The following is a 13876-nucleotide window of genomic DNA, read 5'->3' as shown; positions in this document are numbered from 1 at the left end:
GATCCGCGTCAGGCGGGGAGCCGCAGCATCCCGTCCGACGCCTCGACGAGACCGTCCGCGATGAGCGAGTCGATGGCGCGGTCCCGCTGTGCGCGGTCCGGCCAGTCCGGCAGCACCGACTCCATCGGCGTCGCAAGCCCCGCGGCATCCCGCAGCGCTTTCAGCACGGCACCGCGCGTCTGACGGTCGGATCCCTCGTACCGGGCCGGGCGGCGGCGCGTGTCGCCGGTGTCGGGACGTCCCGCCGCGAGCCAACCGCACTGCAGCGCGATCGGACAGGCTTCGCAGCGGGGAGTGCGCGCGGTGCACACCGTCGCACCCAGCTCCATCATCGCCGCGTTGAACAGCGCCGAGTCCGCGTCGTCCGCAGGCAGCAACTCCGTCATGCGCTGCAGATCCCGTCGCGAGGGCGGGCCGGGCTGCGAGCGGCCGTCCATCGCGCGCGCGATGACACGTCGCGTGTTGGTGTCGACCACGGGGTGCCGGTCACCGTAATGGAAGACGGCCACGGCGCGCGCCGTGTAGTCGCCGATGCCGGGCAGCGCGAGGAGCGATTCGACGTCGCGGGGCACCCGCGCGCCATGGCGGTCCACGATCTCGATCGCAGCCCGGTGCAGCCACAGCGCTCTGCGCGGATAGCCGAGGTTCGCCCACTGGCGCACGACCTCGGCGGGAGTGGCGGCGGCCTGTGCGGCCGGGGTCGGCCAGCGGTCGAGCCACGCCTCCAGATGCGGGATGACCCGCGCCACGGGCGTCTGCTGCAGCATGAACTCGCTCACGAGCGTGCCCCATGCGCCGTAGACGGTATGGAACTCCGCACGACGCCACGGAAGATCGCGGGCCGATCGCCCGTACCAGTCGGTGAGCGCGCGCGCATCCGGTGCGATGATGGGCATCCCGCCAGCCTAGATGAGGCGTCGGGGTCGGTAGGGTGGACGGGTGGCAGCGCACGGCATCCTCCTCGTCGACAAGCCCGGCGGTCTCACCAGTCATGACGTCGTCGCGCGCGTGCGGCGCGCCTTCGGCACCCGCAGGGTGGGTCATGCCGGCACGCTGGACCCCGCCGCCACCGGTCTGCTGGTGATCGGCATCGAGGGTGCGACGCGGCTGCTGACCTATATCGTCGGTGCCGACAAGACCTATACCGCGACGATCAGGCTCGGCGCGCGCACGAGCACCGACGACGCCGAAGGCGACGTCATCGCGACGGCGGATGCCTCGGATTGGGCCGGTGTGGATGATGCGGCCGTGCGCGGCGGCATCCGTGCACTCACCGGTGCGATCTCGCAGGTTCCCAGCTCGGTCTCCGCCATCAGGATCGACGGGCGTCGGGCGTACGACCTCGTGCGCGCGGGGGAGACCGTGGAGCTGGCGTCCAGGCAGGTGACGGTCTCGCGGTTCGACGTGCTGGCGCAGCGTCGCGAGGGCGGTTTCCTCGACCTCGACGTGGTCGTCGACTGCTCGTCGGGCACCTACATCCGCGCCCTCGGCCGTGACCTCGGCGATGCACTCGGCGTCGGCGGTCATCTCACCGCGCTGCGCCGCACGCGCGTGGGCGGATTCGAGGTCTCCGATGCCGTGACCCTCGACGCTCTGGAGACCGCCGTGCCGCTCCCGCCCGCCGACGCGGCCACGCGTGTCATGCCGGCACTGCACGTCAGCGCGGAGGAGGCGCGCGCGCTGAGGCACGGCCAGCGGCTCGTCGGTCAGCGCGACCGGATGCCGGGGGCGGAGGCCGCCGGGATCGATCCCGACGGCGTGCTGGTGGGTGTGCTCGAGGTGCGCGGACACGACATCAAGAGCGCCATGAACATGCCGGAGGCGCAGTCATGATCCTGTGGTTCACCGTCCTCCAGATCTCCGTGGCCGTCGCGTCCGGGCTGTTCTGCGTCGTCGCGGGTCTCGTGGGCAGACGACCCAGCGACTGGACGGTCGGCAGCCTGCTGCTGGTGGAGCTGCTGCTGATCGTGCAGGTCGTCGTCGCCGTCGTCGCCCCGTTCGCGGGCAACCCGCCCACCGGGGATCTGCTGGAGTTCTGGGTGTACCTGATCGCGGCGGTGCTCCTGCCGGTCGGCGGCACCCTCTGGGCTCTGCTGGATCGCACGCGCTGGAGCACCGTCGTGCTGGGTGTGGTCGGGCTGTCCCTGGCCATCATGCTGTGGCGGATGCAGACCATCTGGACCATCCAGGTCGCGTGAGCGCGCACGGGCTCCCGCCCGCGGCGGCATAGGATGGAGGACGCGATGTCCCACACTGATGCCTCGACCCAGCACCCCGCGCGCGCCCGGATGACCGGGATCGGGCGGGTTCTCGTGATCGTGTACGCCGTGATGGCGGTCGGCGCCACAGGGCGCAGCTTCGTCCAGATCGTGCGGCGCTTCGACGAGGCCCCGCTGGCGTACTCGCTCTCCGCGCTCTCCGCCGTCGTGTACATCCTCGCGACCCTCGCGCTGATCCTCGCGCACCGCCGCGGCTGGTACACCGTCGCCTGGATCGCGATCGTGTTCGAGCTGACGGGGGTGATCGTCGTGGGGCTGCTGAGCTTCCTCGAGCCGCAGCTGTTCGCGCACGACAGCGTCTGGTCGCACTTCGGCAGCGGGTACGTGCTGATCCCGCTCGTGCTGCCGGTGTTCGGCATCTGGTGGCTTCGCACGCACCGCCCGCAACCCGCCGAGGTCGCTGAGCAGGTGCTGCCGTGATCGTCTTCCGCGATCCGTCCGAAATCCCCGCCGGCTTCGGACCGAGCGTCGTCGCCATCGGCAAGTTCGACGGCGTGCACGTCGGTCATCGCGCCGTCATCGAGCGGACGCGCGTGGACGCGGCGACCACGGGCGCCAAAGCCGTGGCGGTGACCTTCGACCGCAACCCGCTGGAGGTGCTGCGGCCGGAGCTGTGCCCGGAGAACGTCGTCAGTCTCGACCGCAAGATCGAGCTGCTCGGCGACCTCGGGCTGGACGCGACTCTGGTGCTCGCCTTCGATCGCAGGCTGGCCTCGCTCGCCGCGGAGGATTTCGTGCGCACCGTGCTCGTGGACGCCCTGCATGTGACCACGGTCCTCGTGGGGCGGGACTTCCGGTTCGGACGCGGCGGGGCCGGCACGCCGGAACTGCTGCGCGAGCTCGGCCCGCAGCACGGCTTCACGGTCGATGTCGTCGATGACGTGCACATCGCCGGGGCGCGGCGGCGCGTGTCGTCGACGTGGATCCGCGAGCTGTTGGCGGCCGGGGACGTGGCGGGCGCCGCGCAGATGCTCGGTCGTCCGGTGAGCGTGGCCGGCGAGGTCGTGCACGGGCTCAAGCGCGGACGCGAGCTCGGCTTCCCCACGGCGAACCTCTCCGAGCACACCGATGCACTCGCGCCGGCCGAAGGCGTCTACGCCGGCTGGTTGGTGGACCATGTCACCGGCATCCGGCATCCGGCCGCCATCTCCGTCGGCACCAACCCGACCTTCGACGACGTCGAGCGGAGCCAGGTCGAGGCCCACGTGCTCGGCGAATCCGGGCTCGACCTGTACGGGCACCGGGTGACGGTCGAGTTCACGGACCATCTGCGGGGCATGGTCGCCTTCGAGGGCATGGACGCGCTGGTCGCGCAGATCGCCGAGGATGTGACGAGGGCCCGCACCAGGCTGGGTCTGGGCTGATCGTGGAATCCGATCGGATGTCGTAAACTGGAGTCCGGCACCCGACGATGACCGCGTCTCGCGGAGACCGGGTGCCGTATTCCGCAGGGTCATGGCTCGCGCCACGCGCGGATCACAGGACGGACGAAGGCCCCTCGGCACTTCGGCATTCACGCTCAGGAGGAGCATGCCGACCACGGCGACTGCCGCATCGCGGCGCAGGAAGATCTCTCGTCGAGACGACGAGGCACCGCTGATCCCGATTCTCGCGCGCAAGGTGCGCGAGATCGAGGCGAAGGCGCAGCGATCGAAGCTGGGTCCGACCAACCGCGTCAAGTTCCAGGTGATCGCCTTCCTCGTTCGCGAGGAGCGCGCACGGGTGAAGGCGGAGACCGAGCTGGGCGACGCCGCGCGTGTCGAGCTGCTCAAGCGGCTGGACGGCATCGCCACGATCCTCGCGAAGACGGCCGCCCGTGACACCTCGCTGATCCAGCTTCTGGAGGCCGACCAGGCGGCGTCGCCCGTGGCCAAGCGGATGCGGCGCGACTGGCTGCTGGAGTCCGGGGCGGAGCTCGCCCCGGAAGAGCTCATCATCACGGATGCGGCGCCGGTGCGGTCCACTCCGGTGGTGCCGGAGGCGCTGGTGGAGAGGCAGGTGACGCCGCCCTCGGTGGAGTCGCGCCAGCTCGCCCATCCGTTCCTCGCGCCGGATCTCACCCCTCGCGCGGAGTCCGCGCCCCGCCGTCGCCTGGACAGCTGGGAGCTGATGGGGCCGCTCTACAAGGCGTTCGAGTCCGGCGCCGGCGGGGGAGCGGCGTCCATGGAGCTGCCGCCGCCGCCCGAGTACGATCACATCTCGCCGAAGGGCCGTGAGGTGATGGTGCATCAGTCGCGTTTCGTCGAGGCGGTGCGCGCCGGGCATCGCAGCTTCCTGCTCGCCGATGAACCGGGACTGGGAAAGACCGCGCAGTCGGTGCTGGCGGCATCCGTCGCCGATGCCTATCCGCTGCTGGTGGTGGTCCCCAACGTCGTGAAGATGAACTGGGCGCGCGAGGTGGAACTGTGGACGCCACAGCGCCGGGCCGCCGTGATCCAGGGCGACGGCGACGACATCGACGCCTTCGCGGACGTCTTCATCGTCAATTACGAGATCCTGGACCGGCATCTGTCGTGGCTGGGCGCCATCGGTCTGAAGGGCATGGTCGTCGACGAGGCGCACTTCATCAAGAACCTGTCCTCGCAGCGATCCCGGAATGTGCTGGCGCTCGCGGCGCGCATCCGTGAGCGCACGCGCAACCCGCTCATGCTGGCACTGACGGGCACGCCTCTGATCAACGACGTCGAGGACTTCGACGCGATCTGGCGCTTCCTGGGGTGGACCAACGGCGAGAAGCCCGGCGCCGAGCTGATGGACAAGCTCGACGCCACGGGGCTCACACCCGCGGACAAGGCGTTCTATGCGGAGGCCCGCGACGCCGTCATCTCGATGGGCATCGTGCGCCGTAAGAAGAAGGATGTCGCCGCCGATCTGCCCGACAAGCTCATCGCCGACCTTCCGGTGCAGCTCGATGACGAGTTCGGGCGCAGCATCCGCCAGGCCGAGCGGGAGCTGGGCGAGCGGATGGCGGCGAAGTACCGCCGGATCGTCGAGGCTCGTGCCGCCGCGCATGGCACGGGGCATGCGTCCCGCGGACCCGACGCGATCGACGACGACATCGTGCGCCTGGTCGCGCACAACGAGCTCGAGGAGTCCAAGGCCGCGGGCACCGGCGGGGACAACGTCTTCACGATGGTGCGCAGGATCGGCCAGGCCAAGGCGATGCTGGCCGCGGACTACGCGGTGCAGCTGCAGCGCTCGGTCGAGAAGGTCGTCTTCTTCGCCAAGCACATCGACGTCATGGATCAGGCGGAGGCGCATTTCGCGGCGTCCGGCGTCCGGGCCGTCTCGATCCGCGGCGAGCAGTCCGCCACGGCCAGGCAGCAGGCCATCGATGCGTTCGAGAGCGACCCGGACGTCGGCATCGTGGTGTGCTCGCTGACCGCTGCGGGCGTCGGCGTGAACCTGCAGGCGGCGTCGAACGTGGTGCTCGCCGAGCTGAGCTGGACCGCGGCCGAGCAGACGCAGGCCATCGACCGCGTGCACCGCATCGGTCAGGACGAGCCGGTGACCGCGTGGCGGATCATCGCCGCGCACACCATCGACACGAAGATCGCCGAGCTCATCGACCAGAAGCAGGGTCTCGCCGCCCGGGCGCTGGACGGCGAGTCGGGGGACGCGGGCGCCGACGAGTCCGTGCAGCTGGCAGCGCTCATGCATCTGCTGCGCGAGGCGCTCGGCGAGGCCTGATCGTCATCACCGCAGAAGAAGGCGTTAAGAACTGAGCATCTTAACGCCTTTTTTCATCGAAATCCCTCTCATTCGACAAGATTCACATGGGTGGGGTCATATGTGCGGCAAGATCAGTGATTTTCAACGCCATGAGGATGGCATCGGGCAGGGTTCCCCACTAGGGTCGGATGAGGCAGCGTCGCCCTTTCCTGTTCCTCTCCCCGAAGCATGAAGGCAGCAGCATGAAGATCGGCATCCTCACCAGCGGCGGCGATTGCCCCGGCCTGAACGCGGTCATCCGCGGCATCGTGCTCAAGGGCACGACGAGCTACGACCTCGAGTTCGTGGGCATCCGCGACGGCTGGCGAGGCGTCGTGGAAGGCGACTTCTTCCCGCTGACCCGGCATGAGGTCAAGGGGCTCTCCAAAGTGGGCGGCACCATTCTCGGCACGAGCCGCACGAACCCCTATGAGGGCAGCCGCGGCGGTGCGGAGAACATCGCCAGGACGTTGGCAGGGCACGGCATCGACGGGATCGTCGCGATCGGCGGTGAGGGCACGCTCGCAGCCGCTGACCGGCTCTCCAAGGACGGCATCAACGTGCTGGGCGTCCCGAAGACCATCGACAACGATCTGCGAGCCACGGACTACTCATTCGGTTTCGACACCGCGGTCAACATCGCCACGGACGCCATGGATCGCCTGCGCACCACGGGCGACTCGCATCAGCGCTGCATGGTGGCCGAGGTCATGGGCCGACACGTCGGCTGGATCGCCCTGCACGCGGGCATGGCGGCGGGTGCGCACGTGATCTGCATCCCCGAGGTCCCCATGTCGATGGACGAGATCTGCGCGCTGGTCACACGTGCCCGCGACCGGGGGCGTGCGCCGCTGGTGGTGGTCTCCGAGGGCTTCACCCTGACCGGAATGGAGGAGGCCTTCAGTGACAAGGGCCTGGACGCCTTCAACCGGCCGCGTTTGGGCGGCATCAGCGAGGTCCTGGCGCCGGAGATCGAGCGCATCACCGGCATCGAGACCCGCTCCACAGTGCTCGGACACATCCAGCGCGGTGGTTCGCCGTCCGGCTTCGACCGGGTGCTCGCCACCCGTCTGGGCCTGAACGCCGCCGACGCCCTCGTGGCCGGTGCCTGGGGGCAGATGGTCGCGCTGCGCGGCACCGACATCGTCCTGGTGCCCTTCGACGAGGCTCTCGGCGAGCTGAACACCGTGCCGCTGAGCCGCTATGAGGAGGCCGCAGCGCTGTTCGGCTGATCCCGTGCCCCGGTGATGGCGAGCCGGGTGACGTCGCACCGCGTCTTGCGGGACACGCGTCGGCGAGGCGCGGGTCAGCCGGCCAGGCCCAGCACGTCGAGCATCCACGCGATCTCGAACGCACGCTCTCGCCACGCGTTGTACCGCCCGCTCACCCCGCCGTGACCGGCGGACATCTCGCATCGCATGATGACATCCTCGGCACCGGCGTGCCGCAGCGCGGACACCCACTTGGCCGGTTCGACGTACAGCACACGGGTGTCGTTCAGCGACGTCATCGCGAGGATGCGAGGGTACTTCCCGTCCGAGCGGATGTTCTCGTACGGGGAGTACGACTTCATGTACGCGTACACCTCGGCGTCGTGCAGCGGATCGCCCCACTCGTCCCATTCCACGACGGTCAGTGGCAGGGACGGGTCGAGGATCGAAGTGAGGGCGTCGACGAAAGGGACGCCCGCCAGGATCCCGGCGAACAGCTCGGGGGCGAGGTTCGCGACCGCTCCCATGAGCAGACCGCCTGCGCTGCCGCCCTCCGCGACCATCCGTTCGGGCGTCGTGACGCCCGACTCCACGAGGTGCCTGCCCACGGCGATGAAGTCCGTGAACGTGTTCCGCTTGTTCAGCCCCTTGCCGTCCTCGTACCAGTGCCTGCCCATCTCCCCTCCGCCGCGGACATGCGCCACGGCGAAGATCACGCCGCGGTCCATCATCGACAGCCGCATGGTCGAGAATCCGGGGTCGATGGAGTGCTCGTAGGATCCGTAGCCGTACAGGTGCACGGGGCGCGCCGCGGCTCCCGGCTCGCCGAAGGACTTCTTCCACACCAGCGAGACCGGAACCCTCGTCCCGTCCGGAGCCGTCGCCCAGTCGCGGCGCTGGCCGTAGTCGGCGGGATCGTAGCCGCCGAGCACCTGAGTCCGCTTGCGCACGTGCTTCTCACCGGTGGCGAGCTCAAGGTCGAGCACGGTGGACGGTGTCACGAACGACGTGTATCCCATCCGCAGGAAGGGGGCGTGCCATTCCGCGTTGCCACTGAAGTACGCCTCGTACAGCGGCTCGTCGAACTCGATGACATCCAGTGCGCCCGTGCGGTAGTCCAGCAGCGCCGCATGCGGCATCCCCTCGGTGCGGTACTCGACCGTGGCGAAGTCGCGGAAGCAGTCCACGTCCAGCAGGCGGCGGCCCGGCGTGTGGGGCAGCAGGACCCGCCGCGGACCCTGTGGGTCGGACGCCGCCACCGAGACGAGCTCGAAGTCCAGCGCCCCGTCGTTGTGCAGGATCAGCAGACGGTCCTCGCCGTCGACGACGGCGTGATCGACGGAGTACTCCACGCCGTCGCGGCGCGGCCAGACGACCTGCGGGGCGGCGGTGGGGTCCGCCAGATCGACCAGCAGCTCTTCGCTCGTGATCTTCGAACCCAGGCCGATGACGAGGTACTTCTTGCTGCGGGAGATGCCCGCGCCCAGCCAGAAGCGCTCATCGGGCTCGTGGAACAGCTTCACATCCTCCGCCACGGGCGTGCCCATCCGATGCAGCCACAGGGTGTCCGGACGCCACGCCTCGTCACGGGTGGAGTAGACGATGGACCGGCCGTCGGGGGTGAAGAACGCCTGACCGGTGTTCTCGATCACCTCGTCGAAGCGCTCGCCGGTGGTGAGGTCGCGCACGTGGACGGTGTACAGCTCCGACCCCTCGACGTCGACCGACCACAGCATCCGGGTGCCGTCGTCGGACAGATCGAACGCGCCCATCGAGAAGAACTCGTGCCCTTCCGCTTCGACGTTGGCGTCCAGCAGGACCTGTTCGCCGGGGACGGGCGCGCCCGCCTCGAGCACGGGGGGAGTCCAACTGTCGTCCACGACCGCGGTGCGGCACTGGATGCCGTACTGCGCGCCCTCCGCGGTGCGGCCGTAATACCACCAGTCGCCGCGGCGGGTGGGCACGGACAGGTCGGTCTCGAGCACCCGGGAGCGGACCTCCTGGAACAGCCGCTCGCGCAGGTCGCTCAGATGAGCGGTGCGCGCCTCGGTGTAGGCGTTCTCCGCCTCCAGGTGCGCGATCACCTCGGGATCCTCCTTGGCGCGCAGCCACTCGTAGGCGTCCTGGAAGGTGTCGCCGTGGTGGGTCCGGCTGATCGGGCGTCGGTCCGCGACGGGCGGCAGGATGCTGGTTTCGCTCACTCCCCAACGCTAACCCAGCGGCACGGCGACGTCACCAGTGCGCCCGCGAGTTGACCATCGTGCGGGAGGGTGGGAGGATTTCAGCGGGCGCGTAAACGAATCTCGAACCCACGGTGAACTCTTCGTTCGTCACGCCGGCCCCCGGCATCCCTCCAGGCATCCCCAACGAAAGAGAACGGTGGAAACCGCAGCCCTCGTCGTCGTGCTGGTCATCGCACTGGCATTGTTCTTCGACTTCACCAACGGATTCCACGACACGGCGAACGCCATGGCGACGCCGATCGCCACGGGGGCCCTCAAGCCCAAGGCCGCCGTGCTGCTGGCCGCCGTGCTGAACCTCGTGGGCGCGTTCCTGTCGACCGAGGTCGCCAAGACCGTGTCCGGCGGGATCGTCAACGAGGCCGACATCTCGCACGCGCTGCTGCCTCAGCTCATCTTCGCCGGGCTCATCGGAGCCATCACCTGGAACATGCTCACCTGGTTGCTGGGACTGCCCTCGAGCTCGTCCCACGCGCTGTTCGGCGGGCTCATCGGCGCCACGCTCGTCGGAGTGGGCGCGGCGGGCATCAACTTCGGGGTCGTGCTGTCCAAGGTCGTGCTGCCGGCCTTCATCGCACCGCTGACGGCGGGGATCATCGCATTCGCCGCCACCAAGGCCGCGTACGGCATCACCCGCCGCTACGACGGCAAGCCGGACGGGCGTTCCGGCTTCCGCTGGGGGCAGATCTTCACCTCCTCGATGGTGGCGCTCTCGCACGGCACGAACGACGCGCAGAAGACCATGGGCGTCATCACCCTCGCCCTGATCACCGTCGGCTGGCAGACCGGAGATCCGAACGGCGAGCACTACCACAATCCCGAGTTCTGGGTGATCGTCGCCTGTGCGTTCACGATCGCGCTGGGCACCTATCTCGGCGGCTGGCGGATCATCCGCACGCTCGGCAAGGGGCTGACCGAGGTCAAACCCGCGCAGGGCTTCGCCGCGGAGAGCTCCACGGCGGCCACGATCCTCGCCTCCAGCGCCTTCGGCTTCGCCCTGTCGACCACTCAGGTCGCCTCCGGGTCCGTGATCGGATCGGGTCTGGGCCGACGCGGCTCGACGGTGCGCTGGGGCACCGCCGGACGCATCGCCCTGGGCTGGCTGCTGACGCTGCCCTCCGCGGGCGCCGTCGGCGCCGTGGCCGCGTTGATCGTCGTGTGGTTCGGGAACTGGGGCGTCCTCGTCGACGCGCTGATCGCCCTGGTCGTCATCGTGGGACTGTTCCTGCGCTCGAAGCGGAACGCCGTCACCTCCGCCAACGCCATGAGCGATGTCGCCGAGTCCGGTCACGCCGTCGAGACGCCCGAGGTGCCCGGCCCCACGCGCCGCACCAGCCGCATCGAGCTGATGCGCGCACTGGAGCGCGCCGAGCGCAAGGCGGACGAGGCGGAGCGCGCGGCGCGCAGAGCGAAGAAGCTCAAGAAGTCCGGTGGGAAGCCCAGCGAGATCAAGGCCGCCAGGAAGGCCGCCGAGCGCGCGGCGCGCAAGTACGCGCAGGCGGAGGAGGCCGCGCAGGAATGGGAGAGGCTCAGCGCGAGCCGCCGGGAGCGCGCGAAGCTCGCCGAGTGGGATCTGTCGGTCGATGAGAAGGAGGACGCCCGATGAGCATCGAGATCGACTGGATGGCCTTCCTCAGCGTCTTCGCCGCGGCGCTGGTCGGCGCTGTCATGATCGTCACGCTCTACGCACTGGGGCTTCGGATGCTGGTGCGCGCAGGGCGGGTCCCCGTCGTCACCCCTGCGGAGTTCACGGATGCGATCACCGTGCTCTCTGCGAAGGAGATCCGCCGCGCGGCCAAGCAGGCGGAGAAGGCAGCCCGCAAGAATCCGCTGACCGAGGCGCAGAAGACGCTGGCGTTCCTCGCGGCGATCTGCTGCTTCGTGCTGTGCGCGGCGGCCGTCGCCGGGGGCATCCTGCTGATCGTCATCGGCCACTGAGCCCGGGCGGCCGCGAAGTCGGCACCCGCCTCTAGGCTGTCGGCATGAGCGATCTGCCCGTGTTCGGAAGCCACCCCCAGCCCTCGCACACGATCATCCATCTCAGCGATCCGCACTTCCTCGCGGGCGGTGCGAAGCACCCGGGCGGCTCCGACAGCGAGGGCAACCTCGCCCGCACGCTGCAGACCATCAGACAGGTGCACCCGCATCCGTCGGCGATCGTGGTGACCGGCGACCTGACCGATCTGGGGGAGCCGGATGCCTATCGTCGGCTGCGCGCGACGCTGGAACCGGTGGCGGAGGAGCTCGGCAGTCCCGTCGTCTGGGTGGCCGGCAATCACGACGAGCGACCTGCGCTGCACGCCGAGCTCCTCGACGGCGCGGCCACGCAGGAGCCGGTCACCGGGGTGTGGGAGCTGGAGGGCCTGCGCCTGGTGGCGCTGGACACGTCCGTGCCGGGCTGGCATCACGGCGACCTGGATCGGGAGCAGCTCGAGTGGCTCGCGGACGTGCTCGCCGATCCCGCACCCGAGGGCACCCTGCTGGCCATGCACCACCCGCCGCTGCCCGCACACGTACCGCTGTTCGACATCCTCGAGCTTCGTCATCAGGACGAGCTGGCCGACATCATCCGCGGCACCGATGTGCGCGGCATCCTGGCGGGGCACCTGCACTACTCGTCCTTCGGCGTGTTCGCGGGAATCCCGGTGAGCGTGGCCTCCTCCACCTGTTACACGATGAATCTCGGTCGCCCCGCCGCCGAGGTGAACGGCATGGACGCCGCGCAGTCCTTCCAGCTCGTGCACGTGCGGCCGGGCGTCATCACGCACACCGTGGTGCCGGTGGCGGACGCGCCCACCGGCGACGTCTTCACCGAGGAGTGGCTGGCGCGGATGGCGGCGCTGACGCCGCAGGAGCGGCTGGAGGCGTTCTCCAGGAAGCCGCAGGGCACTCGGGCCTAGAATGGGTGCATCCCCCGCATCCAACCCGCCACCACCCCACAAGGAAGTGAAATGGCTGCTGACGCGCCCATTCAGACCCGCACCGAGACCGATTCGATCGGAAGCCTCGAGATCCCCATCGACGCCTACTACGGCGTGCATACGCTGAGGGCCGAGCAGAACTTCCCCATCACCAAGCGGCCGATCTCGGTCTATCCCGACCTCATCCGGGGCCTGGCGATGGTCAAGCAGGCATCGGCCCGGGCGAACAAGGAGATCGGCGTCCTCGACGCCGAGCGGGCCGACCTCATCGCCGCCGCCGCCCAGCGGGTCATCGACGGGGAGTTCCACGACCAGTTCATCGTCGGTGTCATCCAGGGCGGCGCCGGGACCTCCACGAACATGAACGCGAACGAGGTCATCACCAACATCGCGCTGGAGATGTCGGGGCGTTCGAAGGGCGATTACGCGTACCTGTCGCCGATCGACCACACCAACCGCAGCCAGTCGACCAACGACGTCTACCCGACAGCCGTGAAGATCGGCCTCTCTTTGACTCTCAGGTCGCTGCTGGACGAGCTCGACCTGCTGCGCAAGTCGTTCCTGAAGAAGGCGTCCGAGTTCCACGACGTCCTCAAGGTCGGTCGCACCCAGCTGCAGGATGCCGTCCCGATGACGCTGGGGCAGGAGTTCCACGGCTTCGCGACGACCCTCGGCGAGGACCACAGCCGTCTCACCGAGAACGCCTCGCTGATGTTCGAGATCAACATGGGTGCCACCGCGATCGGCACCGGGATCACCACGCACGCGGACTACGCCCCCACCGTGCTCAAGCATCTGCGCGAGATCACCGGGTTGAACCTGCAGACCGCGGGCGACCTCGTCGAGGCCACCAGTGACACGGGCTCCTTCATGTCGTTCTCCGCATCCCTCAAACGCAGCGCGATCAAGCTGTCGAAGATCTGCAACGACCTGCGCCTGCTCTCCTCGGGTCCGCAGGCGGGGATCGGTGAGATCAACCTGCCCGCCATGCAGGCCGGCTCCAGCATCATGCCGGGCAAGGTCAACCCGGTCATCCCGGAGGCCGTCAACCAGGTGGCGTTCGCCGTGGCCGGCGCTGATGTCACGGTGACCATGGCGGCCGAGGGAGGACAGCTGCAGCTGAACGCCTTCGAGCCGGTCATCGCCCACTCGATCTTCCAGTCGATCACCTGGATGCGCCAGGCCATGTGGACGCTTCGCGTGAACTGCGTCGACGGCATCACCGCCAACCGCGAGCGGCTGGGTGCGATGGTCGGCGCATCCGTCGGCGTCGTGACGGCTCTGACGCCGTTCATCGGCTACGCGGCATCCGCAGCGCTGGCGAAGACCGCACTGCTGACCAACCGCAACATCGCCGACCTCGTCGTCGAAGCCGGGCTGATGACGCGCGAAGAGGTCATGAAGCAGATCTCCCCGGCGCGACTGTCGGGGCTGGAGGCGGTCACCTCCGCGATCCCGGTGATCGCGGCCGAAGACATCGCGTGACCGTCGACCGAGCCGAGAGCGGGGGCGGA

General features: G+C 69.1%; 12 protein-coding genes. 10 read left to right on the top strand and 2 right to left on the bottom strand.

The genetic code is table 11. The features are described from left to right. Positions 1–8: 8 nt before the first annotated feature. On the bottom strand, positions 9–896 hold the full coding sequence (locus tag ABD770_RS00740; protein WP_344817576.1) for an HhH-GPD family protein: 888 nt from the start codon (positions 894–896) through the stop codon (positions 9–11). Positions 897–939: 43 nt separating this feature from the next. On the opposite strand from ABD770_RS00740, the gene truB reads away from it, so the two are divergent. The 6 genes from truB (at position 940) to ABD770_RS00710 (ending at position 7222) form a co-directional block, all read left to right on the top strand. Beyond that, positions 940–1833, top strand: a complete 894-nt coding sequence (gene truB, locus ABD770_RS00735) for a tRNA pseudouridine(55) synthase TruB (RefSeq protein WP_344817575.1) — start codon at positions 940–942, stop codon at positions 1831–1833. After that, positions 1830–2198, top strand: coding sequence for a hypothetical protein (locus ABD770_RS00730; protein WP_344817574.1), 369 nt, complete (start codon positions 1830–1832; stop codon positions 2196–2198). The genes truB and ABD770_RS00730 overlap by 4 nt, the downstream gene beginning before the upstream one ends. 90 nt (positions 2199–2288) lie before the next feature. Continuing rightward, positions 2289–2699, top strand: coding sequence for a hypothetical protein (locus tag ABD770_RS00725; protein ID WP_344819827.1), 411 nt, complete (start codon positions 2289–2291; stop codon positions 2697–2699). Beyond that, on the top strand, positions 2696–3643 hold the full coding sequence (locus tag ABD770_RS00720) for a bifunctional riboflavin kinase/FAD synthetase (protein WP_344817573.1): 948 nt from the start codon (positions 2696–2698) through the stop codon (positions 3641–3643). The genes ABD770_RS00725 and ABD770_RS00720 overlap by 4 nt, the downstream gene beginning before the upstream one ends. 166 nt (positions 3644–3809) lie before the next feature. Then, a complete protein-coding gene (locus ABD770_RS00715) occupies positions 3810–5969 on the top strand; it encodes a DEAD/DEAH box helicase (protein ID WP_344817572.1) in 2160 nt (719 codons plus the stop codon). Between the two features lie 224 nt (positions 5970–6193). Further along, a complete protein-coding gene (locus ABD770_RS00710; protein ID WP_344817571.1) occupies positions 6194–7222 on the top strand; it encodes a 6-phosphofructokinase in 1029 nt (342 codons plus the stop codon). 74 nt (positions 7223–7296) lie between these two features. On the opposite strand, the gene ABD770_RS00705 is transcribed toward ABD770_RS00710, so the two are convergent. Next, entirely contained in the window at positions 7297–9402 is a 2106-nt protein-coding gene (locus tag ABD770_RS00705) for a S9 family peptidase (RefSeq protein WP_344817570.1), read from the bottom strand. Positions 9403–9580: 178 nt separating this feature from the next. Between ABD770_RS00705 and ABD770_RS00700 the strand changes: the two genes are divergently transcribed. Genes ABD770_RS00700 through ABD770_RS00685 form a run of 4 tightly spaced genes read left to right on the top strand, consistent with a single transcriptional unit; the run spans position 9581 to position 13847 of the window. Further along, the gene (locus ABD770_RS00700; protein ID WP_344817569.1) at positions 9581–11047 is read left to right on the top strand and encodes an inorganic phosphate transporter; all 1467 of its coding nucleotides are present in this window, start codon (positions 9581–9583) and stop codon (positions 11045–11047) included. Further along, on the top strand, positions 11044–11379 hold the full coding sequence (locus ABD770_RS00695; RefSeq protein WP_344817568.1) for a peptidase: 336 nt from the start codon (positions 11044–11046) through the stop codon (positions 11377–11379). The genes ABD770_RS00700 and ABD770_RS00695 overlap by 4 nt, the downstream gene beginning before the upstream one ends. Positions 11380–11423: 44 nt before the next feature. Further along, on the top strand, positions 11424–12341 hold the full coding sequence (locus ABD770_RS00690) for a phosphodiesterase (RefSeq protein ID WP_344817566.1): 918 nt from the start codon (positions 11424–11426) through the stop codon (positions 12339–12341). Positions 12342–12392: 51 nt separating this feature from the next. Next, positions 12393–13847: an aspartate ammonia-lyase gene (locus tag ABD770_RS00685; RefSeq protein ID WP_344817565.1), complete on the top strand. Its 1455-nt coding sequence runs from the start codon at positions 12393–12395 to the stop codon at positions 13845–13847. Positions 13848–13876: the final 29 nt, after the last annotated feature.

This window comes from Microbacterium soli (assembly GCF_039539005.1).
In the GTDB taxonomy this organism is placed as follows: domain Bacteria; phylum Actinomycetota; class Actinomycetes; order Actinomycetales; family Microbacteriaceae; genus Microbacterium; species Microbacterium soli.
Note: the sequence above shows the minus strand (reverse complement) of the source record. Positions and strands in the feature narration are given on the sequence as shown.

What these genes read in the sequence shown, in the direction of transcription:
- ABD770_RS00730 (WP_344817574.1), top strand. Translation starts at nt 1,830, where the DNA reads ATGATCCTGTGGTTCACCGTCCTCCAGATCTCCGTGGCCGTCGCGTCC.
- ABD770_RS00715 (WP_344817572.1), top strand. Translation starts at nt 3,810, where the DNA reads ATGCCGACCACGGCGACTGCCGCATCGCGGCGCAGGAAGATCTCTCGT.
- ABD770_RS00695 (WP_344817568.1), top strand. Translation starts at nt 11,044, where the DNA reads ATGAGCATCGAGATCGACTGGATGGCCTTCCTCAGCGTCTTCGCCGCG.
- ABD770_RS00690 (WP_344817566.1), top strand. Translation starts at nt 11,424, where the DNA reads ATGAGCGATCTGCCCGTGTTCGGAAGCCACCCCCAGCCCTCGCACACG.
- ABD770_RS00710 (WP_344817571.1), top strand. Translation starts at nt 6,194, where the DNA reads ATGAAGATCGGCATCCTCACCAGCGGCGGCGATTGCCCCGGCCTGAAC.
- ABD770_RS00740 (WP_344817576.1), bottom strand. Translation starts at nt 896, where the DNA reads ATGCCCATCATCGCACCGGATGCGCGCGCGCTCACCGACTGGTACGGG.
- ABD770_RS00685 (WP_344817565.1), top strand. Translation starts at nt 12,393, where the DNA reads ATGGCTGCTGACGCGCCCATTCAGACCCGCACCGAGACCGATTCGATC.
- ABD770_RS00725 (WP_344819827.1), top strand. Translation starts at nt 2,289, where the DNA reads ATGACCGGGATCGGGCGGGTTCTCGTGATCGTGTACGCCGTGATGGCG.